Origin of the sequence: Chryseobacterium shigense (assembly GCF_014207845.1) — a bacterium.
Classification (GTDB): domain Bacteria; phylum Bacteroidota; class Bacteroidia; order Flavobacteriales; family Weeksellaceae; genus Chryseobacterium; species Chryseobacterium shigense_A.
Genome location: NZ_JACHLC010000001.1, coordinates 2,069,569 through 2,089,824 on the forward strand (window position 1 = coordinate 2,069,569; position 20,256 = coordinate 2,089,824).

The 20,256-nt window shown below is 36.6% G+C and carries 21 protein-coding genes; 13 read left to right on the top strand and 8 right to left on the bottom strand.

The window, feature by feature from the left end:
• The first annotated feature begins 64 nt into the window (after nt 1-64).
• From HNP36_RS09580 to HNP36_RS09620, 9 genes are all read left to right on the top strand, one after another.
• Nucleotides 65-910, top strand: a complete 846-nt coding sequence (locus HNP36_RS09580; RefSeq protein WP_184158088.1) for a hypothetical protein — start codon at nt 65-67, stop codon at nt 908-910.
• Complete coding sequence (locus HNP36_RS09585) at nt 907-2,766, top strand: hypothetical protein (RefSeq protein WP_184158087.1); 1,860 nt, start codon at nt 907-909, stop codon at nt 2,764-2,766. The genes HNP36_RS09580 and HNP36_RS09585 overlap by 4 nt, the downstream gene beginning before the upstream one ends.
• Before the next feature lie 4 nt (nt 2,767-2,770).
• Nucleotides 2,771-3,655 (top strand): exopolyphosphatase, encoded by an 885-nt coding sequence (locus tag HNP36_RS09590; RefSeq protein ID WP_184158084.1) that lies wholly within the window; start codon nt 2,771-2,773, stop codon nt 3,653-3,655.
• 204 nt (nt 3,656-3,859) lie between these two features.
• On the top strand, nt 3,860-4,624 hold the full coding sequence (locus tag HNP36_RS09595; RefSeq protein WP_184158083.1) for a hypothetical protein: 765 nt from the start codon (nt 3,860-3,862) through the stop codon (nt 4,622-4,624).
• Between the two features lie 295 nt (nt 4,625-4,919).
• Nucleotides 4,920-5,573 carry an NAD-dependent epimerase/dehydratase family protein gene (locus tag HNP36_RS09600; RefSeq protein ID WP_184158080.1) on the top strand — a complete coding sequence of 218 codons (654 nt, stop codon included), beginning with the start codon at nt 4,920-4,922 and terminating at the stop codon, nt 5,571-5,573.
• On the top strand, nt 5,570-5,725 hold the full coding sequence (locus tag HNP36_RS09605) for a hypothetical protein (RefSeq protein WP_228456303.1): 156 nt from the start codon (nt 5,570-5,572) through the stop codon (nt 5,723-5,725). The genes HNP36_RS09600 and HNP36_RS09605 overlap by 4 nt, the downstream gene beginning before the upstream one ends.
• A 173-nt stretch (nt 5,726-5,898) precedes the next feature.
• Nucleotides 5,899-6,267 carry a hypothetical protein gene (locus HNP36_RS09610; RefSeq protein WP_228456305.1) on the top strand — a complete coding sequence of 123 codons (369 nt, stop codon included), beginning with the start codon at nt 5,899-5,901 and terminating at the stop codon, nt 6,265-6,267.
• On the top strand, nt 6,230-6,400 hold the full coding sequence (locus HNP36_RS09615; protein WP_184158076.1) for a T9SS type A sorting domain-containing protein: 171 nt from the start codon (nt 6,230-6,232) through the stop codon (nt 6,398-6,400). The genes HNP36_RS09610 and HNP36_RS09615 overlap by 38 nt, the downstream gene beginning before the upstream one ends.
• A 121-nt stretch (nt 6,401-6,521) precedes the next feature.
• Nucleotides 6,522-7,892: a T9SS type A sorting domain-containing protein gene (locus tag HNP36_RS09620; protein ID WP_184158074.1), complete on the top strand. Its 1,371-nt coding sequence runs from the start codon at nt 6,522-6,524 to the stop codon at nt 7,890-7,892.
• A 95-nt stretch (nt 7,893-7,987) separates the two neighbouring features.
• On the opposite strand, the gene HNP36_RS09625 is transcribed toward HNP36_RS09620, so the two are convergent.
• From HNP36_RS09625 to HNP36_RS09640, 4 genes are all read right to left on the bottom strand, one after another.
• Nucleotides 7,988-9,565 carry a flotillin family protein gene (locus tag HNP36_RS09625; protein WP_184158072.1) on the bottom strand — a complete coding sequence of 526 codons (1,578 nt, stop codon included), beginning with the start codon at nt 9,563-9,565 and terminating at the stop codon, nt 7,988-7,990.
• Between the two features lie 30 nt (nt 9,566-9,595).
• Nucleotides 9,596-10,162 carry an NfeD family protein gene (locus HNP36_RS09630; protein ID WP_184158070.1) on the bottom strand — a complete coding sequence of 189 codons (567 nt, stop codon included), beginning with the start codon at nt 10,160-10,162 and terminating at the stop codon, nt 9,596-9,598.
• A gap of 177 nt (nt 10,163-10,339) precedes the next feature.
• Complete coding sequence (locus tag HNP36_RS09635) at nt 10,340-10,588, bottom strand: NifU family protein (protein ID WP_002977212.1); 249 nt, start codon at nt 10,586-10,588, stop codon at nt 10,340-10,342.
• Nucleotides 10,589-10,634: 46 nt separating this feature from the next.
• On the bottom strand, nt 10,635-11,744 hold the full coding sequence (locus HNP36_RS09640; protein ID WP_184158068.1) for an Mrp/NBP35 family ATP-binding protein: 1,110 nt from the start codon (nt 11,742-11,744) through the stop codon (nt 10,635-10,637).
• Nucleotides 11,745-11,903: 159 nt separating this feature from the next.
• Between HNP36_RS09640 and HNP36_RS09645 the strand changes: the two genes are divergently transcribed.
• Nucleotides 11,904-12,359 carry a hypothetical protein gene (locus HNP36_RS09645; protein WP_184158066.1) on the top strand — a complete coding sequence of 152 codons (456 nt, stop codon included), beginning with the start codon at nt 11,904-11,906 and terminating at the stop codon, nt 12,357-12,359.
• A gap of 207 nt (nt 12,360-12,566) precedes the next feature.
• Entirely contained in the window at nt 12,567-15,347 is a 2,781-nt protein-coding gene (locus HNP36_RS09650; RefSeq protein ID WP_184158064.1) for a GH92 family glycosyl hydrolase, read from the top strand.
• 73 nt (nt 15,348-15,420) lie between these two features.
• Here HNP36_RS09650 and HNP36_RS09655 read toward each other — a convergent pair whose 3' ends face one another.
• From HNP36_RS09655 to HNP36_RS09670, 4 genes are read right to left on the bottom strand one after another with little or no spacing between them, the layout of a single operon-like run.
• Nucleotides 15,421-16,431 carry an AAA family ATPase gene (locus HNP36_RS09655; RefSeq protein WP_228456307.1) on the bottom strand — a complete coding sequence of 337 codons (1,011 nt, stop codon included), beginning with the start codon at nt 16,429-16,431 and terminating at the stop codon, nt 15,421-15,423.
• Nucleotides 16,428-17,102 carry a nicotinamide riboside transporter PnuC gene (gene pnuC / locus HNP36_RS09660; protein ID WP_184158062.1) on the bottom strand — a complete coding sequence of 225 codons (675 nt, stop codon included), beginning with the start codon at nt 17,100-17,102 and terminating at the stop codon, nt 16,428-16,430. Before pnuC ends, HNP36_RS09655 begins: the two co-directional genes overlap by 4 nt.
• A gap of 15 nt (nt 17,103-17,117) precedes the next feature.
• Complete coding sequence (locus tag HNP36_RS09665) at nt 17,118-17,840, bottom strand: phytanoyl-CoA dioxygenase family protein (RefSeq protein WP_184158060.1); 723 nt, start codon at nt 17,838-17,840, stop codon at nt 17,118-17,120.
• Nucleotides 17,841-17,847: 7 nt separating this feature from the next.
• Nucleotides 17,848-19,098, bottom strand: a complete 1,251-nt coding sequence (locus HNP36_RS09670; protein ID WP_184158058.1) for a dicarboxylate/amino acid:cation symporter — start codon at nt 19,096-19,098, stop codon at nt 17,848-17,850.
• A gap of 222 nt (nt 19,099-19,320) precedes the next feature.
• Between HNP36_RS09670 and HNP36_RS09675 the strand changes: the two genes are divergently transcribed.
• Together HNP36_RS09675 and HNP36_RS09680 are read left to right on the top strand one after the other, a co-directional pair.
• Complete coding sequence (locus HNP36_RS09675; protein ID WP_184158056.1) at nt 19,321-19,809, top strand: BON domain-containing protein; 489 nt, start codon at nt 19,321-19,323, stop codon at nt 19,807-19,809.
• 6 nt (nt 19,810-19,815) lie between these two features.
• Nucleotides 19,816-20,235, top strand: coding sequence for an SH3 domain-containing protein (locus HNP36_RS09680; protein ID WP_184158054.1), 420 nt, complete (start codon nt 19,816-19,818; stop codon nt 20,233-20,235).
• Nucleotides 20,236-20,256 lie beyond the last annotated feature (21 nt).

Sequence of the window (20,256 nt, forward strand, 5' to 3'; positions counted from 1 at the left end):
TTTTTGCTGAATATTTTAAAGACAGAGAAGTTACTTTAGACATCCTAAAAACACAGCTTTAAAAGTGACAAAATATATTTATTTATTCCCATTCTTTTCTGTTCTCTTTTATGCACAGCAAAGAGCAGTTTCTCCTTTCCCGCTAAAGGAGTACGAACGTATGAAAAATATTTACCTTCAAAAAGCAGCTGAAAACAAAGATCATTTGCTTTATCTGGATTATAAATACCATTCTACTCAAAAGCTTGACAGCCTGTTGTTAATTAAACATCAATTAAAGAAGGAATACTGGATTGACCATGGCAAAAAAGCTGAAGAGATTACTGAAAATGACCTCAGACAACTCAAAGATGAATTTATCCTGCCTAAAGCCATTTTTACCATAAAGGAAAATGATAACGAATTTTACTGTATCAATTATGATTCACCTGTAATCTTTATTGAAACAAAAGATGGAAAATCAATCAATCTTACCTTCAATCATGATGGTTTTACAGAAGGAATTGATGATAAAGTTTCAAAACTTAGCACAGGAAATTATTATTACCCGAATGGCCAGCTGAAACGAACAGAAACCATTTTCAACGGTAATAAAAAAGTAGGATTACTTCAGGAATATGATATTTCGGGAAAACTGACAAAAGAAATTGATTGGAAAAAAGAATTTTCCATTCCGGAAAAGCAGGCTGAAAATATTGCCAGAAAAGAAATCCTTAATTTTCTGATCAATAAATATAAAGATAACCCTGAAATCATTACAAAATTCCAGCAATCCAATGTAAAAGTTTATAAAAATCTGTATGAAGACAAAAAGCCTGTATGGTTTTTCGTTTACACTAATATAGAAGGTTCAATAGATGCAAAAACAGGTAAAATTTTATCATTAAACCAGGAAATTTCTATTCCATGATGCCCAAAATAAAAATATGTATTTTGTTGTCTGCTGTTTTTTCAGGATGGGTTTCTGCACAAAAATATAACCATACAGACAGCGAAAAAATTATCGTTGACAATACTGTTACGAGTGAGAAATATGGCATAAAAGATATCAGCGGAAACTGGGTTTTAAAGCCTTCCTATTATTTTATTGAAGATTTTTATGATAACGAGCTCAATGCTAAAGACAGTGTTGCTGTATTTTACGACAGTAAATTTTATAAAAACTCAAATATTTTTCTCGGTAATAAATGCGGCCTGATTTCCGAAAAAGGAAAAATAATCATTCCCGGTATATATGATAAATTGATCTGTTACAAAGGTTCCTGCGCTGCCACTTCAGATAACAAAACCTACATCATCGACTATCAGAACAATAAAAAAGAAGAGTTTGAGGGAAAAGTAAAATATTATAAAGATTCTTTGCTTATTTTAGAAAATAAACAGAACAATTACTACGTAAGGAACCTTAGGTTAAAAAAATTTGAAGGTCCTTTTTACGAGGCAAAAATTTTAAATAACAAAAACATTTATTACACAGCTGATAAAAATGAAAGAACTTTCCACAGATTAAATGGTGAATTGCTTTTAACATCCGATGAAATCGCTCATCACTACGATGACAATTTCTTTGCCGATGATGTGTATATTGCTTATAAGAACCCCAGGATGTTTTTCAAAAATTTAAAAGGCAAAATATTCTACCAAAGCTTTGATGACATCAGTATAAACAAAAGTGAAATCTTCGAAATCTGTCCTGGAACCCAAAGCGGTGGTGATTACAGATATTGCCCGACAAAAAAAAAGCTTACTATTTTTGATATTTTGAAAGGCCTGGGAGAAATTGACGGCTTCAATAATAATATGTATGGCGAAGTCAATTTTGATGAAAGCGCTTATGATCGTGAAAACATTCCCTTGTATAATATTGTAAGAAAAAACAACAGCTATGCCCTCGCCAACTCCAAAGGAGAGATTATAAGTGAGTTTTACACCGTTTTGAAACCCTCTTTTCTGGAAAATGAAGACACATTCTATTTTGAAAAAAACATTAACGGAAAAATCCAAAGCGGAATTATTGAAGACGGCAGAGAAACGTTAAAGACAAACCTGAAAGTACTCCATTTTCTTGGGAATAACCTTCTGGTTTCTGACAGAGAAAACAATAAACTAAAAATAATTTCCAAAGAAAAAGAGATTACCGTCAGTGAAAATTTAGCCGCCCCAACTTTTGCAGGAATTCCCATTGAATCCAACCTTTATACCCTTCAAAGCCAGGATACATATGTTACGGTTAACCCAAAAGGAAAACTAAAACACACAAAATTCTCAAAACTGAGTAATTTTTACAGGAATTATGCTTTTGCAATGACGAAACAAGGAGATATCCATATTATCAACGAAAAATTAAAATCCGTAAACACCCTAAAAGATAAAAGCTATATTTCTGACAATGTAGAAATTAATAAAAACGGAAATACTATTTTTGAAAATAAGGAAAACAGAAATAATCAATTCCTGATTAATTACAAAGGAGAAATAATTATTGATAAAAACAATGCAGAAATTGCACGTACAAATGATTACTTATACCAGATCAGAGACATAAACTATAATTATGGAGGTTACACATTTGTAGATAAAAACGGAAAACCATTTTATGGTGACGGAGAAAATTTAATTAACTGCAGAATATTCAGAAGGAAAAATTATTTTTACATAAGAGTAGACAGCAGAAATTATGGCCCGGATTTTTATTTTTTCGATAATCTGGGACAGTTTCTTGGGAAAAACTTACCTTTATACAAACAAACTTTAAAAGATTACTAAACTTATGATCATCGCTGCTATAGACATAGGAAGCAACGCCGCCCGACTTTTAATCAATGAGGTAAAAATCAATAATAAAAAACCTGAATTTATAAAGCTGAACCTTTTGAGAATCCCACTGAGGCTGGGTATGGATGTGTTCACTATGGGAACGATTGGTGAGGAAAGAGAAAAAATGGTGATCGACTCTATGAAGATTTTCAGTGATCTTATGAAAATTTATAAAGTAGACCATTACAGAGCCTGTGCCACCAGTGCCATGCGTGATGCCTCCAATGGAAATGAAATTATAAAACTGGTTCAGGAAACTTCAGGGATCAATATTGAGATTATATCCGGAGACGAAGAAGCGACACTTGTCTATGAAAATCACGTCGCAGAAGGCCTCGACAAAGAATTTGCCTATTTATATATAGATGTAGGAGGAGGTTCTACAGAGCTTACTTTTTACGAAAACGGAAAAATGGTCTATGAAAAATCCTTTAATATCGGGACTATCCGCCTTCTGAACAACCTGGTATCTGCAGAAAACTGGCACGAGATGAAGGAGGAGATCAAAAAAAATATTGTCAGCAAAAAGCCTATTGTGGCCATCGGTTCCGGAGGAAATATCAATAAAGTTTTCTCGATGAGTAAAACGAAAGACGGAAAGCCAATGACACTTTCTCATCTTAAAAAAGTGTATAAAGAATTTAATGAACTTTCCGTAGAAGAAAGAATGACAAAATATACCCTCAGAGAAGACAGGGCCGATGTTCTCGTACATGCTTTGAGAATTTTCAACAACGTCATGTCCTGGTCGGATATCAACAGGATATTTGTTCCTAAGATCTCCGTAGCTGACGGCTTGATCCATAATATTTACAGCAAACTGCACGAAAAAAAATAATACTTTTTTACACGATATAAAGCAAAAGCCGGCCAGAGAATGGTCGGTTTCCATTTTCATGACAGTCATTGAAAGAAATTACCCCTGTACAGGTTTAGAATGGGAAATATTTTAAACTCATTGAAATATTCTTTATTTTTGAACTCATTTTGTTAGCAGAGATAACAAATAACTTAAATAATGATGAAAAAAACACTTGCACTCATGTCAATAATATTGGCCTCAATATTATTTGCACAGAATCTGAAGATAAAAAAAGAAGTAATACTTTTAGATTCAAATCCCATCGCTAAGATTACAGACAAAAAAGGAGTCTATACCTTCCATAATTTAGACGGTACACCGGTTTATACCATGAATATAATATATTCAAAAATTGATGAAGATACCAGAGATAATTATATATTGCTCGAAAGCATCAATAATCCGGGGAAAAAGATCGAATTAAACTACGAAGCTTCCGCATTTGGAACTGATGAAAAAATTGTACTTCAAAATTCATTCAAAAAATATGAATTATTGAATTCCAAAGGCATCAATCAGGCAAAACTGGATGAAATTCTGAACAACCCTGATTACAAAAGAGAAGTATCTCCTGAAAAAGCAGCTATAATTGAATCCAACAAAAGGGTAACAGAATTCAAACCTTACATAAATAAAGATGGAGAAATACTAAAAGGTGGAGAACAGGGTACAAAAGTTGGTTATGTTAAAGGCCTGAAGCTTCCACTTTACAGGTATGATGATAAAATACTTGATAAAAATACCATATTAACCTTTTATGATAACAACAATACTAAAATAGCAGAATTTAATCCTGCTTCATTTAAAGTAACAGCCAATAATGGCAATTCATATACTTTCTTTAAAGGACTGTCAGGTAATACCAATGCCACTTCAATGGATTTTGTGTCTTATAAACAGGTCTTAATAAAGGTTATCAAACTTGATGAAAATTTTGGAAAATAATTAACTGTTATACTTCTGCTAACAATGTACAGCATATACAAAACACCAGCCTCTTTTGACTGGTGTTTCTTTATTAAATTACCAGGTGCAGCGAATCAATATACTTAATATTTTTAACTTCTAAATTTTTTCTTAACGGTTAGAATTTTACGTTTCAGATTGCTTCACTTCCATTCCAATCATAAAATATAATAAACTGTCAGTCAATATTATATTTTAAAAATGTAATATTTTATCATAAATTTAAAGTAAAAGTAAACGTCAATACGTCATACATAACATCAACAGAAAAAAAATGAATCCAATCAAAATAATTCTTACGGGAGCAACCGGTATGGTAGGTGAAGGTGTTTTAATGGAATGCCTCGAAAACCCTGATATCTCCGAAATATTAAGTGTAAGCAGGAAGCCTTCAGGGAAAACACATGCCAAGCTCAAAGAATATCTGGTTCCCGATTTTCTCTCTATAAGCCTGAATGATGAAAACCTCAAAGGCTACGATGCCTGTTTCTTCTGTGCAGGAATCAGCAGCGTAGGAATGAATGAAGAAGACTATACTAAAATTACCTACGAAACCACCATTCACTTTGCCCAGGCAGTTCTGAACCAAAACCCGGAAATGGTCTTCAATTATGTTTCGGGAGCTTCTACCGACAGTACGGAAAGCGGAAAAATGATGTGGGCAAGGGTAAAAGGCAGAACGGAAAATACGTTAAAAAAGATGGGTTTCAGGAATGCATTCAATTTCCGCCCGGGATTTATGAAACCCGTTGAAGGTCAAATTAATGTAAAATGGTTCTTCAAGCCATTTATTTGGTTTTTTCCTGTTGTATTCCCCTCAAAATCATTAACTTTACATGAAGTGGGCATAGCAATGATCAACGCTGTGCATAAAGGATATCCTACCTCTACTTTGGAAATTAGGGACATTAAAAATTTAGCAATATGAGAGACATGTTAAAAAGAATAATTCTTGTGGTTTTTATACTTCTGGTTCTGATGGCTGTTTCAGGCTATTTTTATATGCAGAAACATCCGATGGAAGGAAAAACCTCTGCGGGTAAATCCCTGAATTTCTCAGGAAATAAAGTAAGCGAGTAAACAAATAAGGCCGATTATCATTTGTCTTTAATTTTTACCTTTATTATACACTTTTCTCTATATTTCATCTTCCCGCAACAACTGTTACCTTTTTATTAAACATTTCTTAAAACTCCATTAAAATACTTGCAGTGTATAAAGTTCATTTTTGCATACATCTAATGCAAGTAAAAATGACCAACAACTATCTATTAAAAGGGGCTGTAATTGCCGCATTCTTCCTTCAGGGAGGGCTCTTTGGGCAAACACTCATCCATTACTGGAATTTTAACAACAATACATCTGCAGCATCCATTACCACACCTTCCTCCACTTTAGTGAGCGGTTCTCTTGTTCCCATACCCGGCGGAACCAGCGAAATAGATTTTGCCGGCGGTACAGGACAGAATTTCAGCCCTGACAATTTCAATGCACGGAACGGAGATCCGGCCGGAACCCATTTAAGACTCAATAATCCGATTGGAGGCGCACTGCAGTTCAATATTCCTTCTACAGGCTATAATAATGTTATTAGAAGATCGGAACAGGGTGCAGGATTATGAACTTTATGATATGTCCGGAAAAATGCTTGGAAAAGAGAAAAATACTTTAACTATAGATACTTCCAAATTAGCTACAGGAGTTTACCTTATTAAAACTTCTGAAGGTTATATGAAAAGAGTTATTGTAAAATAGAATATGTTATTTAGTTGATTGAAATTGCCCTGGAATACTACCGGGGCTTTTTGCTTTATTTATCGAAAAAACTTATAAAAGCGGCATTAAATTTGATACAGCAGAATGCAAAAACAAACAGATGAAAAAAATCTTTATTCTTATGGCAGCAGCAACCGCTTTCTGCTCAAATTTTAACGCCCAAATCATTAGTTTAAACACTTCTTTCGGAAACCAGGGCATAGTTTCAATTCCTCTGACAGGTGAAGCAAATGAGCTTCAAATTCTGGAAAGCAATGACGGTAAATTATTGGCATATGGAAAGGATGTTCCCGGACATGGCAATAAGATTTACAAACTTAATATGGATGGCAGCTTTGATACTTCCTTCGGAAATGCAGGTACGTTAACATTACCTAATTATCCCGGAAACTTCAACGTTGTGTTTCAGGGAAGTGATAAAATCCTGGTGACTTTTCAGAAATCCACCAATATATCACCCTTACAATTAAGCGTTCTGAGATATAACGCAAATGGCACACCGGATACAAGCTTCGCAACAAATGGTGAGTTTACCGCTTCTACTGATGCTATTGACGGTTTCGTGAATAACACGGCTGTACTTTCCGACAATTCTATTCTTATTGCAAACGGAAGCAAATTAATCAAGTTAACGTCTAACGGAGCTATAGATTCATCTTACGGAAATAACGGATCTGTTGATTATCTGAACAATGGCAGTATTCAAAATTCAAATTCTGATCTGTTTATTTTTCACAACGATAAAATCAATAAAACCAGCCTGAACGGAATCAATAATGCTACTTTTGGTACAAACGGAACGTTTACTTATCCTGAAGCCGGTTATTTCTTTTCAAAACAAAATACTGACGGCACTATCTATTCACTGGATCTGGATAACAGCAAATTCTACAATGTAAGTTCTGCCGGAATTTTGTCAAATACTATTTCATTAACGAACGACAGCAATACACTTGAATATTACAGCAGTTTTGCTTCTGCAGGGAACAAGATCTTTTTTGTTGGAACCACTTCGGCAGATGCTCCGTTTATTGTGAGTTATAATAATTCCGGGAATCCTGTTTCTTTAAATTCTCAAATTTCTTATAAAGAAACAGCCATTCCTACAGGAAATTACACTTCATTACTGGCTAAAAACAATACACTGTATGTTGCAGGTGACAGAAAAGATACTTCAACAAATCAATGGTATTATGTAGTTGCCAAATACAACATATCAGATGCTACTTTGGCCACTATGGAAAGTACAGCTGAACATTCCATTTCATTTGAAAGCCCTGCAAAATCAAACCTGAATTTTTCCACAACGGAAAAAGTAGATAAAATTGAAATATATTCTGCTGATGGAAAACTGATCAAAAGAGTAAACAAAAACAATTCTGATGTTTCGGACCTGGCAAAAGGAGTTTATATCATAAAAACAGAACTTTTAAATGGAAAAGTGATTACGAAGAAAGTTTTAAAAAATTAAGATTTTAAAGCCCTTATTTTAAAATTACTTTAGAATAAAAGACTCGGGCGGAAAGCTTTGCTTTCCGCCCGAGTCTTATGTATTATACTTCAATATTAAGCTTTTGGAGCTTCAGTTTCCGGGTTTTCCGGATTCATATCATCAAAATTCTTCTTCTCCTTTTTCTCCGGAACAGTGATGATCTCTGTCTTAACTTCATCCGGCTTTCCTTTTAAATAATCAGGTAAATTAAGACCTGCCATATTAAATAAATCGTTTAAAGGCGGAACTGTTTTCATCATTCCCGACACGAAATTAGCTGTAGAGCTGTTTCCATCCTGCCCGTTTCCGCTGTCCCAAACCGTAACTTTATCAATCTTGATATTCTTAACGGCTTCAACCTGGGTTCTAACAAGTTCAGGAAGCTTTTCAATCAATAGCAACTGGAAAGCACTGTTTGTATCACCTCTTGCGGCCTGCACTACTTTATCGTAACCTTCGGCCTGCTTGGTAAGGATTTCGTAAAGACCTTTTGCTTCGGCTTCCATCTTTGCGAAAATAGCATCTGCCTCTCCTTTTGCCTGTAATCTTATTTTTTCAGCTTCTGCCTGGGCATCAATAATAGCTTTTTGCTTTGCAATTTCTGCATGTACTACAACGTTGGCCTGTTGCGTGGCACGTTCTCTTTCTGCTCTTGCTGCTTCAGCTTTTTGCTCTGCAAGATATGATTCTTCCAAAGATCTTGCAGCCTGTACTTTTTCTGCAGCGGTTGCAATTCTTAATGCTTCTGCTTCTTTTTCTCTTCTTTCAGCATCAGAGCTTGCAATGGTAATTTTTGCCTCGTTCTCCCCTTTTACAGCAATGGAATTAGCTAATGAAGTGGCAATTCTGGACTCTTTTTCAGCTTCTGCCTTACCGATAGATTCATCTTTGATCGCAGCGGCAATACTGATCTCCTTATCTTTTCTTGTAATCGCAATTTTTACGTCTCTGTCTCTTTGTGTTTCTGCAATTTGTGTATCTTTCTCTCTGTCGGCAACCGCTTTTCCGGTTTCCCCGATCTTAGTTTGCTCGGCAACGCTGATGATGGCTTCGTTAATTGCTTTTGCAGCCGCTTCTTTACCAAGAGCTTCAATATATCCTGATTCATCGCGGATATCCGTAACGTTTACGTTAATCAGCTTTAAACCGATTTTCTTTAATTCCGTATCTACGTTTTTGGAAATATTATCTAAGAATTTATCCCTGTCTGAATTGATCTCTTCAATGGTCATCGTTGCGATCACCAAACGCAGCTGTCCGAAAAGAATATCTTTGGAAAGTTCCTGAATCTGCTCCTGTGACAGTCCCAATAATCTTTCCGCAGCATTTCCCATAGAGTCCGGTTCTGTAGAAATTGCAATCGTAAATCTACATGGTACATCTACACGGATATTCTGTCTGGATAAAGCATTGGTAAGATTCGCTTCAATAGAAATCGGTTTTAAATCAAGGTAAGAATAATCCTGGATAACGGGCCATACGAATGCACCGCCTCCGTGGATACATTTGGCAGAACTGCCTCCTGTTTTACCGTAAATAACTAAAATTTTATCCGACGGACATCTTTTGTATCTTGAAATAAGGGCCAAAAATGTGACGAATAGTACAAGTACAATAACTAATGTAAGAATAAGAGTTCCTGGTATTGCCATAAATAGTTTTATAAAATGGTTGATAATGAATTAAATTTTTGAAACAACAAGAATCTTGTCATAAATATAGATCACCCTCACCGAATCTCCGGAAGGAATATTTTCTTTCTCCTCTGTCATTGCCTGAAGTTCATGGCTGGTTCCGTTCACAGAAATGGTGATTTTCCCTTTACCGCCCATATTTGCCGGAATGGTAAGATAGACTTCTCCGCTTCTGCCAATAAGGTTTTCCAGTTTAAATGTATTGTCTTCGGTAAGTTTAAGGATCTGCATAATAAGAATAAAGAACAGAAAAATAAACCCTGCTCCCACAAGCACTGCAACAAAGATCAGCAGCGATTTGTTACCTATTGAACTGTAGAATGCCACACCACTCCATCCGAACCCCAAAAGGAAGTTGATAAGATTCCTGAATGAAAATAACTGAAAAGGGCTGTCCGCATGACTGTCTCCACTGAAATCGGCATGCATTGTATCTCCATGACTCCCTCCAACAAAAGTAAGAACCGTTTGAATTAAAAAGATAAAGCTGGCTGCTATAGCTGTATACCAGAACCCCTGATGAAGCGGTTCCAGGTTTTGTAAAAATTCAAACATAAGATGCGTTTTTCACAAATATAATTAAAAAAATTCAATAAAACCAATAAAAAACAGCATAAAACAGGTCTTTAAAGTATGAATCTGAGTAATCCGAAGCGGCAACTTTCCTGACTAAAATATACAAAAAAAGACAGGCTGAAAAACCTGTCTCTAAAAAATATCTCGTGTAATTTTTTACTCTACATTAATTACTTTTTCAATTTCGGGAGCGTGCTGCTTGATGGTATTTTCTACACCCAGTTTCAGGGTTGAGAAATTCAGCGAACACCCGGAACAGTTACCCAGAAGTTTTACAAAAACCTGGTTATCCTTCACGTCAATAAGCTCAATATCGCCTCCATCCTTATTCAGGAACGGCCTGATGCTTTCCAGAGCTTCCATTACTCTTGTTACTGTATCTTCGTGTGTTATATTTGTTTCCATATTTTTTTTCGATTCAATTCGGTTTTTTCAAACGTATTGAAAATAATTATTTTTTAGCTTTCGGCGAGCAACCTGCCATAGTGGTAATCTTTACCGCTTCTGTAGGAGGAAGGTTTTTATTTCTTTCCACTAAGCTTTCCACCATATTTCTTGCCGTTTCGGTATAGATGTCTGCAATTTTAGAGCCTTCCTGAAGCGCAGCCGGTCTTCCCACGTCTCCTGCTTCTCTGATACTCTGGATCAAAGGGATCTCTCCCAATACCGGAATCCCCAGATCTTCAGCAAGATACTGAGCTCCCTGTTTTCCAAAGATGTAATATTTGTTATCAGGAAGTTCTTCCGGTGTAAAATACGCCATATTTTCGATTAATCCAAGAACCGGAATGTTAATACTTTCCATCTGGAACATCGCAATTCCTTTTCTTACGTCTGCCAGAGCTACATGCTGAGGGGTACTTACAATCACAGCACCTGTTACAGGAACTTCCTGAATAATGGATAAGTGAATATCGCCGGTACCCGGAGGAAGGTCGATCAATAAGAAATCAAGCTCTCCCCATGCTGCATCCCTGATCATCTGGTTCAGAGCCTTTGAAGCCATAGGACCTCTCCAGACCACAGCCTGGTTGGCTCCTGAGAAATATCCTATAGAAAGCATTTTTACTCCGTAATTTTCTACAGGTTTCATTAAACTTCTGCCGCCAACTTCTACAGAAATTGGTTTTTCTCCTTCAGTATCGAACATGGTAGGCACAGAGGGACCGTAAATATCGGCATCCAGCAATCCTACTTTGAAACCCATGTTAGCTAAAGTAACTGCCATATTTGCAGAAACTGTAGATTTTCCTACGCCTCCTTTTCCGGAAGCAATAGCAATAATATTCTGAATTCCCGGAATCTGCTTGCCTTTGATCTGGCTTTGCTGAATCTCGCTAGGTTCCGGAGAAACTATTTTAAGTTTTAAATGAACTTCTTCTCCAAATTCGCTGGCAAATGCCTGCTTCATGGCTGCCTCAAGCTTTTTCTTTTCGTGCATGGCAGGCGAATGGGCTGTCATATCAATATACACATCATTACCCATAATCTGAAGGTTATTCACCAAATCGTCTACTTCTATCTCTTTAAGGAAATCCTGAACCTTTTCTTTCGTCAACATACTAAATATAAATTGTTCACAAATTTACGGATTTTTTTGACAATTTAGAATCAATAAAATCTATAACCTCATGTGATAAATAAGATTACAAAACAGATTGCTGTAACATTTCTTATCTTCATCTTTAAAACATAATATCATTCTTATAAAATCTTTTGTATGAATTCTAACATTTATCCTTCCAAATATGCTTCTCCGAAAGGTATCTTCGCTGTAGGAAAGACCCAATTCAAGTGGTATGATCTTGCAACAGATCCCGCTGAAATTCTATCTGAAGACATCAGCAAGGCCAGAACCTGCATAGAAAATGCCGGAGAAAATTTTCAGGATAAGGACGATCTTGGATTTGTCATTATGCACAGATGCGGTGAAAATTATCTTCTGCTGGTCTGCACCTGGAGAAATGAAAATGAATTATGGGAAAGTGTGTATTATGACGGTTCGGGAATATTTGAAGTCTGGGACAGGAACAAAATCCATCTCCCGACTTATTGTGTCTGGGAAATGGGCATCGTCTACCATGAATCTAAAGCCTGGAAAAAATTTCTGGGAACAGACCGGACAGAAATTCATCAGCAGGATTATTTAGATGATATTTTTGAAGGGGAAGTTTAAAAATGATCGTAATAACAGTTTAATAAAATGGGCCGTCATTCAAATCAGTATCATAATAGCTGCTATAAAAATGAGTTCCGGTCGTGTACACTGACTCCGAAAATAATATTCTCTTCATTTATTAATAACCCATCAACAAGACAGCTGTTTTTTTATTACATACGGTTCTCTGGTTTTTCAATATATTCGTTGGCATAAATTGATGTTATGAAAAAAAGCCTGGCAGTTTTCTCACTATTCATTGCCCAGATCATCTATTCCCAGGATTATTCCCAATATGTAAACCCTTTTATTGGGACCGGAGGGCATGGCCACACATTTCCGGGAGCTATTGTACCTTTCGGAATGGTGCAGCTTTCTCCGGATACCCGGACAGATGGCAGCTGGGATGGCTGTAGCGGTTATCATTATTCAGATAATGTAATCTATGGTTTTTCCCATACCCATCTTAACGGAACAGGAGTTTCGGATTACGGAGATATCATGTTAATGCCTACAATAGGAGTAAATACATTAGATTCCAACAAATATTCTTCAAAATTTTCCCACAAAAACGAAAAAGCCACGGCAGGTTTTTATGCTGTTCATTTGGATAAATATGACATTGATGTAGAGCTAACAACAACTGCAAGAGTTGGTTACCATAAATATACTTTTAATAAAGACGGATATGCGCATATAATGTTAGACTTAAATCATCGGGATAAATTACTTGAGTGGGATTTTAAAATAATTAACGACACTACTCTCGAAGTTTTCCGAAAAAGTTCAGCTTGGGCAACCAACCAACAAATTTGGGCAAGAATAGAATTTAATCAGCCAATGATTGTTGATTCTTATAAAAACTCTATGCAAGACGGGTTTATTATTTATCCCAAAAAAGGGAAAGTAAAAAAAGGAGAAAAGATTCTTGTAAAAGTGGCGATTTCCCCAACAGGTTATGAAGGTGCAGAAAAAAATATGCTCGCTGAAGGAAAGTCTAATGATTTTGATATGATCAGGAAACAAGCTGAAACCAACTGGAACAAGGAACTTTCAAAAATTGAGGTAAAATCTGATGATAAGGATAAACTTTCTGTTTTCTATACGGCTTTATACCATGTTTTCACCCAGCCGAATATCAGTATGGATGTGGACGGAAGGTACAGAGGCCGGGATAGTAAGCTTTATACGGCAAACGGATTCGATTATTATTCTGTATTCTCGCTTTGGGATACATTCCGGGCAGCTCATCCGCTGATGACGCTGATCGACAGAAAAAGAACGGCAGATTTCATCAATACTTTCATTAAACAGTACGAACAGGGCGGAAAGCTTCCGGTGTGGGAACTTGCCTCAAATGAAACGGAATGCATGATCGGGTATCACTCCGTTTCTGTAATTGCAGATGCTATGGCCAAAGGCATCAAGGGATTTGATTACGAAAAAGCATTTGAAGCGTCTAAAAACTCTGCCATGCTGGATATTTTCGGTTTAAATGCCTATAAACAGAATAATTATATCAGCATGGATGATGAATCTGAAAGTGTTTCCAAAACTGTAGAATATGCCTATGATGACTGGTGTATTGCACAAATGGCTAAAATTTTAGGCAAAAAGGAAGATTATCAGTATTTCATGAAGCGTTCCCAGAGCTGGAAAAACCTTTATAACCCAAGCAGCGGCTTTATGCAGCCGAGAAAAAACGGAAGCTGGTATGAACCTTTTGATCCCAGAGAGGTTAACAATAATTATACGGAAGGAAATTCATGGCATTATTCCTATTCTGTGCAGCAGGATATTCCGGGGCTGATCGCGGCTCATGGCGGAAAGGAAAAGTTTGAGCAGTTCATTGATGCTATTTTCGCAGCACCGGATAAAACAACCGGAAGAGAACAGGCAGACATCACAGGACTGATGGGACAATATGCACAGGGAAATGAACCGAGCCACCACATTGCCTATCTATACAATTATGCAGGAAAACCGGAAAAGACAGATGCCAAAATCAGGTATATTCTCGATAACTTCTATAAAAACTCACCGGATGGCCTTATTGGAAATGAAGATTGCGGACAGATGAGCGCCTGGTATATTTTAAGTTCAATGGGAATTTATTCAGTAACACCCGGACTTCCGGAATGGCAGACAACAACGCCTTATTTCGATGAAGTTAAAATTCATCTGGAGGATGGTACTACAAAAGTGATTACGAAAAACACAAGCAAACAGGAACTTCAAAAATTAGGTTTCGAAGATATTAAACCGGCAAAGGATTTTAAATATACTCAGCTTACTGCTGCACCAATAATTGCATCCGACAGAATTTTTGATTTTTCTGCAAAAGTTCAGATCACCCCACTGAACCCGGGTGATAAAGTATATTATATGACTTTAAGCGAGAGTGATGCGAATGTAAGAAAGACTTTCACTGCATATAAAGGACCTTTCATCATCAGTACAACTACCCAGGTTCATGCTTATTCGGAAAGAAAAGGTGAAAAAAGCTCCATAACAGTTGCCAATTTCAACCGAAGACCTAATTACTGGGATATTACCGTTAATTCAAAGGTCAATCCGCAATATACTGCCAACGGAAAACTGGCCCTGATCGATGGAATTCATGGCGATATCAACTGGAGAAAAGGTGAATGGCAGGGGTACCAGGGACAGGATTTTGAAGCCATCATTGATCTGAAATCTCCGCAGCAGATCACCAAGTTATCTTCGACCTATCTTCAGGACAGCAAAGCCTGGATCTTACTGCCTAAAAAGGTGGAATATTATGCTTCCATGAACGGAAAAGATTTTATTCTCCTGAAAAGTATGGATAATACCATTGATGCTAAAGATGAAAAAGTACAGATCAAAGATTTTGGGACAGAAATTCTTCCAACTGAAGCGCGCTACATCAAAGTAAAAGCCTATTACTACGGAAAACTTCCGGAATGGCACCAGGGAGCCGGTGGTGAGGCGTATATTTTTGTGGATGAGGTTTCTGTGAAATAGTTTAATATTTTAAATTTAAATACAAAAACACCTCTTTCAGACTGAAAAAGGTGTTTTTGTATGTATAATCATATCAGATTTTAGAGCCAAAATAATTTGAATATTTTTTAAATTCGGAAAGTACAGATTCTACTTTCTTTATTCTCTCTTCCAGATTTCCGGAAAGTAAAATATAAGGAATGTTTCTTTCTTTTAAATCTGCAATAATTTGCTTCTGAAAAATTTCTCTTTTCTGGTTTCCGCTTCTGTCCCAGGTATCATCATAGGGAATATCAATGTCGCAAAGAAAAAACAAATCATATCTTTTGTAATTTAGATTGGCTGTTTTGGTTAAAAAATCGGGAGCTTTGCCATGATAGTCCAGGGCAAACATATAAGTTGTGATCGCATTGGTATCAACAAAGAAATATTTGTCTGCATTTACAATTTCCCGGTCTTCAATTTCGATATGTCCTTTTGCTATTTCATCAAAGGCTTCAAAACCTATTCTCCTGTCTACCTGGTGCTGTGTCCAATATTCCCTTCCGTATTCAGGGGCAAAAGTTGTATTAAATTTTTTAGCCAGTGCTTCTACAAGGGTAGATTTCCCCGAAGACATGGCTCCGAGAAAAACACTTTTCGTTATAAGATCCCTGTAAACAGTATCACTAATATATTCTTTATTGGCAAAAGAATTCCCCCTGATTTTCGTGGCGGATACAGGAACGGTATTCCGGGCTTCATCAATTCTTCTGTCAACAGCATTTAAAGCTTTACTTACATGGTCACCGTAAAATTCGCTTGAATAAAAATGAGTGATTTTCTTTCCGTCCAGCATCTTCAGGATATATTCTTCCTGAATAATTTCAAACCATCTTTCACTGGAATATCCGTCCGGGCCATCCCAACATTCTATAACCTCAACCTGCGGATAAAGATTTCTTATCCAATTTGCACGGATATGCAGAGGAATTTCTGTAACATCTGTTTCATAAATAAGGACAACCAGCTCATCAACTTCACTCAAAGCCGTATCAAAAACAAACTGATGCCCTTTGTGAAAGGGTGCGTATTTTCCTAAAGTAAGTCCTGTTTTTTTCATCATTTCACTTCTTTACTTCCTTTGTTCCAATTATAATATCCGTATATAGCATTGATCAGAAAAGCGGACCACATTACGGTCATCATGACACCACTTTCGCTTCCGTTTAAAGTTCTGATTATCCAGATAATAACTGTAATAATATTTAAAATTACATATAATAACCACTGTTCTTTGTACCGAAATATCATTAAAACCGTCGCTACAATTGAAATAACTGTAGACATCCCATCTAAATAGGGATTGTTCTGACCATGAATTGTTGATAAAAAATATCCCAGAAAAATACATCCCAAGACGGTTATTAAAAACATCATTAAGACGGATTTTATATTGAGGGCTTTCATTTCCACGATATTGTCTTTCAGATGTTTTTTCCACATAAAATACCCAACGATATTCATTGGGAGAAAAAATAGGGTGTAAAGTCCAACCTCGCCAAATAATCCATTGGTAAAGGCAACGTAAGCATATGCCACTGTATTTACGGTTCCCAATACATAATTCCAGATGCTTCCTTTTGCAGCTAATACCACGCAGAAAATACCGGAAACAAGAACCAGAAAATTCAACCAGTTGTCTTTGCTTACCAGGGTAATAATAATTCCAAGTAATGAAAACGACAGAAGCCAAATGATTTCAAATGGCTTCCATGATTTTAAAATATTTTTCATTAATTTTTTAACTAATTAATTCATTCTTTCGGACCATTGCAACTCTTCAGGCAGTTCAAGATCAGAGAATTCTATATGGATCACCCTTCGTCTCCTGCCGTCTGTAGTTCTGTTGGAACCGTGCAATATTAAAGGCTTCATAATCATAATACCACCCTTTTCCACATTGCAGATTTCCTCGGTTTCTATGTTCCAGTCAATTGTTTCCGGTCTGTAAATTCCTTTGGCATGAGATTCCGGCACAATTTTCAGAGCTCCGTTATTTTCATCAGTGTCATCCAGATGAATTCTGATGGTATAAATATTTTCAAGAACAGGAAGAGGCGGTTGCACGGCAAACTGATTCTTTTTGGTTGTCCATGGACCAAAACCATCTATTTCAATCTTTTTATCTACCGAAACAGTAAGATCCTGATGATAGGCAACATACCAGTTTGAGGTTTCCGGCTTATCAAAATAGATACTTTTTACCACAAAATACTTATCCCCGAAAATTTCTCTGATAATCGTTTTAACAGTTTCATTGAATATCAATTCCTTAACTTCAGGCACTTCTTTCAGAAACTGTCGTACCGCAAAAAGATCATCAGATTTTCTAAAATTTTCCCTTGATGTATCTGCTTTCTGGATAGCTTCGGTTATCAATTCAACTTCATTATCCGTAAAGACTGAATTGATAACTGTAAAACCTTTTTTAAGAACAAATTCTTTATGATTCTGTAAATATTGTTCTTTCATATATCTTTTAAACTTCCTGAGGTGTATTTTCAAGCTGACCTTCCCATTTGGAAACAGCTGAAGTAGCCAATGCATTTCCTAACACATTTGTCATACTTCTTCCCATATCGCAGAAATGGTCAATTGGTAAAATCAAAGCGATACCTTCCGGCGGAATTCCGAACATGGAGCATGTTGCAACAATAATGACCAGGGAAGCTCTCGGAACCCCTGCAATACCTTTTGACGTTAACATCAGTACAAGAAGCATGGTGATCTGCTGACCCAGTTCCATTTCAATACCGTAGATCTGGGCAATAAAGATGGAAGCAAAGGTCATGTACATCATACTTCCGTCAAGGTTAAACGAATATCCTAAAGGTAAAATAAATGATACTACCCTGTTGTTACATCCGAATTTTTCAAGCTCTTCCACCAATTTTGGGAAAACGGCTTCTGAACTCGTTGTAGAGAACGCAATCAGTAAAGGAGCTTTAATTCTTTTAATCAATTCGAAAAGACGGTTTCCCAGGATCAGATAACCAACCAGCAGAAGCACCACCCAAAGCACCCCCAATGCAAAGAAAAAGTCTCTCAGGTAAATTGCGTATACTTTAAATATTTCAAATCCGTTAACAGCTACTACCGCAGCAATAGCCCCCAAAACCCCGAGCGGTGCAAACCACATGATGTAGCCAACCATTTTAAGGATGGCATGGGCAATAATATCGAAAAGTTTAACTACTGGCTTTGAATAATCTTCGCCTAAATTGGCCAACGCCACTCCGAACATGATGGAAAACACCACAATCTGAAGTACCTCATTGGTGGCAAAGGCTTCAAATAAACTTTTAGGGATCATGTGCTTTACAAAGTCTTCCATAGAAAAACTTTTACTGCTTTTTAAAAGATCGTCTGCAGCCGCAGCATCCTGGATAGGCAGCTTGGTCACGTGGCCCGGCTCAAGCCAGTTTACCAGGATCAATCCTATAAAAAGAGAAATCAATGAAGCACTGATGAACCACAGCATTGCTTTTGTTCCTACCCTTCCAATCATTTTGATATCGCTCATCTTGGCAATTCCCACTACCAGAGTTGTAAAAACCAGCGGCGCAATAATCATCTGTACAAGCCTGATAAAAACGGTTCCCAACAATTTGATATTTTTGGAAAACGGCTCTGCACTCTCAGGATACTGTATGTGTACCAGGCCTCCGATTCCTACTCCTACAATAAGCGCAATGATAATGGCAATAAAAAGTTTATTTTGTCCTTTCATATAAATAGTTCAATTCCCACAAATATAATAGTTTTTCAATTGGTATGAGATTTTGTCCGAATCCGGTTAAGCTTAGATTAAGTTTGTAATACATTAAAATTAAATCACTGATTTATAAAATATTGTAAAAAAATCAAGAAATATTTATTGAGTTTTTATTCTTTTGGTACAAATTTTATTATTACATTTGATCGTATTAACAATATTAATAAATATACAACTATGAAAAAAACTATCGCAATGGCTGCATTAGCTCTAGCTATATCTTTTGGAGCGGTTTCTTGTAAAAAGAAAGTTTCTGATGCTGATCTTCAGACTCAGGCTACAACTGTGGTAACTGCTAATCCCAATGCTTCTGTAGAAGTAAAAGAAGGGGTGGCTCACTTAAGCGGAACCTTCGCAGACCAGCAGTCTAAAGATGCCATGATTGCTAAATTAAAAGCTATCACCGGAGTAAAAGAGGTAATGGATATGTCTACTATTGCTGCTCCTGTTGAGGTTGCACCGGTAGAAACGGCATCTGCTGTAGATCCTGCGGTTCAGAAAAAAGTTCAGGATGCTGTTAAAGATTTCCCTTCTGTAAAAGTAGAGGTTGTAAACGGACAGCTTACGCTTACAGGAAATGTTTCAGGCCTTCAGGCAAGAAAAATCAAAGAATCTGTAGATGCTTTGAAAATCGGAAAGTATAACAATAATCTAGTGGTAAAATAATTTAAAATGAGCACATTACAAGATAAATATTCAAGTGTGGTTTCAGCAGCACAGTCTGCAGGAATTTCTAACCTTCAGGTTCAGGAGCAGGATGGTATTCTTTATGTTACAGGAAGCGCATCCAACACAGCAGCAAAAGATGCGGTATGGAATGCTTTGGGAGCTATTGATTCTACTTATTCCTCTTCAGACATCAACATTGATGTACAGGTAGCCGGGCTAACTTCTGGTGCTGCTTTAACGGTAGCTACGGAAGATTCTAACCTTAACATCAGACAGGAGCCTTCTACTGAAGCTGCTGTAGTAGGAAAAGCTGCAAAAGGTTCATCTGTAACTTTAATTGAGCAGACTTCTGATGACTGGTGGAAAGTGAAGACTGATGACGGTCAGGAAGGATATGCTTATTCAAGATATTTAAGAGCATAATTTTTAAAATACTGAATTTTA

Coding starts and splice junctions, on each gene's coding strand:
- HNP36_RS09585 (WP_184158087.1), top strand. CDS start 907: ATGATGCCCAAAATAAAAATATGTATTTTGTTGTCTGCTGTTTTTTCA.
- HNP36_RS09590 (WP_184158084.1), top strand. CDS start 2,771: ATGATCATCGCTGCTATAGACATAGGAAGCAACGCCGCCCGACTTTTA.
- HNP36_RS09595 (WP_184158083.1), top strand. CDS start 3,860: ATGTCAATAATATTGGCCTCAATATTATTTGCACAGAATCTGAAGATA.
- HNP36_RS09600 (WP_184158080.1), top strand. CDS start 4,920: ATGAATCCAATCAAAATAATTCTTACGGGAGCAACCGGTATGGTAGGT.
- HNP36_RS09605 (WP_228456303.1), top strand. CDS start 5,570: ATGAGAGACATGTTAAAAAGAATAATTCTTGTGGTTTTTATACTTCTG.
- HNP36_RS09610 (WP_228456305.1), top strand. CDS start 5,899: ATGACCAACAACTATCTATTAAAAGGGGCTGTAATTGCCGCATTCTTC.
- HNP36_RS09615 (WP_184158076.1), top strand. CDS start 6,230: ATGTTATTAGAAGATCGGAACAGGGTGCAGGATTATGAACTTTATGAT.
- HNP36_RS09620 (WP_184158074.1), top strand. CDS start 6,522: ATGAAAAAAATCTTTATTCTTATGGCAGCAGCAACCGCTTTCTGCTCA.
- HNP36_RS09625 (WP_184158072.1), bottom strand. CDS start 9,565: ATGGCAATACCAGGAACTCTTATTCTTACATTAGTTATTGTACTTGTA.
- HNP36_RS09630 (WP_184158070.1), bottom strand. CDS start 10,162: ATGTTTGAATTTTTACAAAACCTGGAACCGCTTCATCAGGGGTTCTGG.
- HNP36_RS09635 (WP_002977212.1), bottom strand. CDS start 10,588: ATGGAAACAAATATAACACACGAAGATACAGTAACAAGAGTAATGGAA.
- HNP36_RS09640 (WP_184158068.1), bottom strand. CDS start 11,744: ATGTTGACGAAAGAAAAGGTTCAGGATTTCCTTAAAGAGATAGAAGTA.
- HNP36_RS09645 (WP_184158066.1), top strand. CDS start 11,904: ATGAATTCTAACATTTATCCTTCCAAATATGCTTCTCCGAAAGGTATC.
- HNP36_RS09650 (WP_184158064.1), top strand. CDS start 12,567: ATGAAAAAAAGCCTGGCAGTTTTCTCACTATTCATTGCCCAGATCATC.
- HNP36_RS09655 (WP_228456307.1), bottom strand. CDS start 16,431: ATGATGAAAAAAACAGGACTTACTTTAGGAAAATACGCACCCTTTCAC.
- pnuC (WP_184158062.1), bottom strand. CDS start 17,102: ATGAAAAATATTTTAAAATCATGGAAGCCATTTGAAATCATTTGGCTT.
- HNP36_RS09665 (WP_184158060.1), bottom strand. CDS start 17,840: ATGAAAGAACAATATTTACAGAATCATAAAGAATTTGTTCTTAAAAAA.
- HNP36_RS09670 (WP_184158058.1), bottom strand. CDS start 19,098: ATGAAAGGACAAAATAAACTTTTTATTGCCATTATCATTGCGCTTATT.
- HNP36_RS09675 (WP_184158056.1), top strand. CDS start 19,321: ATGAAAAAAACTATCGCAATGGCTGCATTAGCTCTAGCTATATCTTTT.
- HNP36_RS09680 (WP_184158054.1), top strand. CDS start 19,816: ATGAGCACATTACAAGATAAATATTCAAGTGTGGTTTCAGCAGCACAG.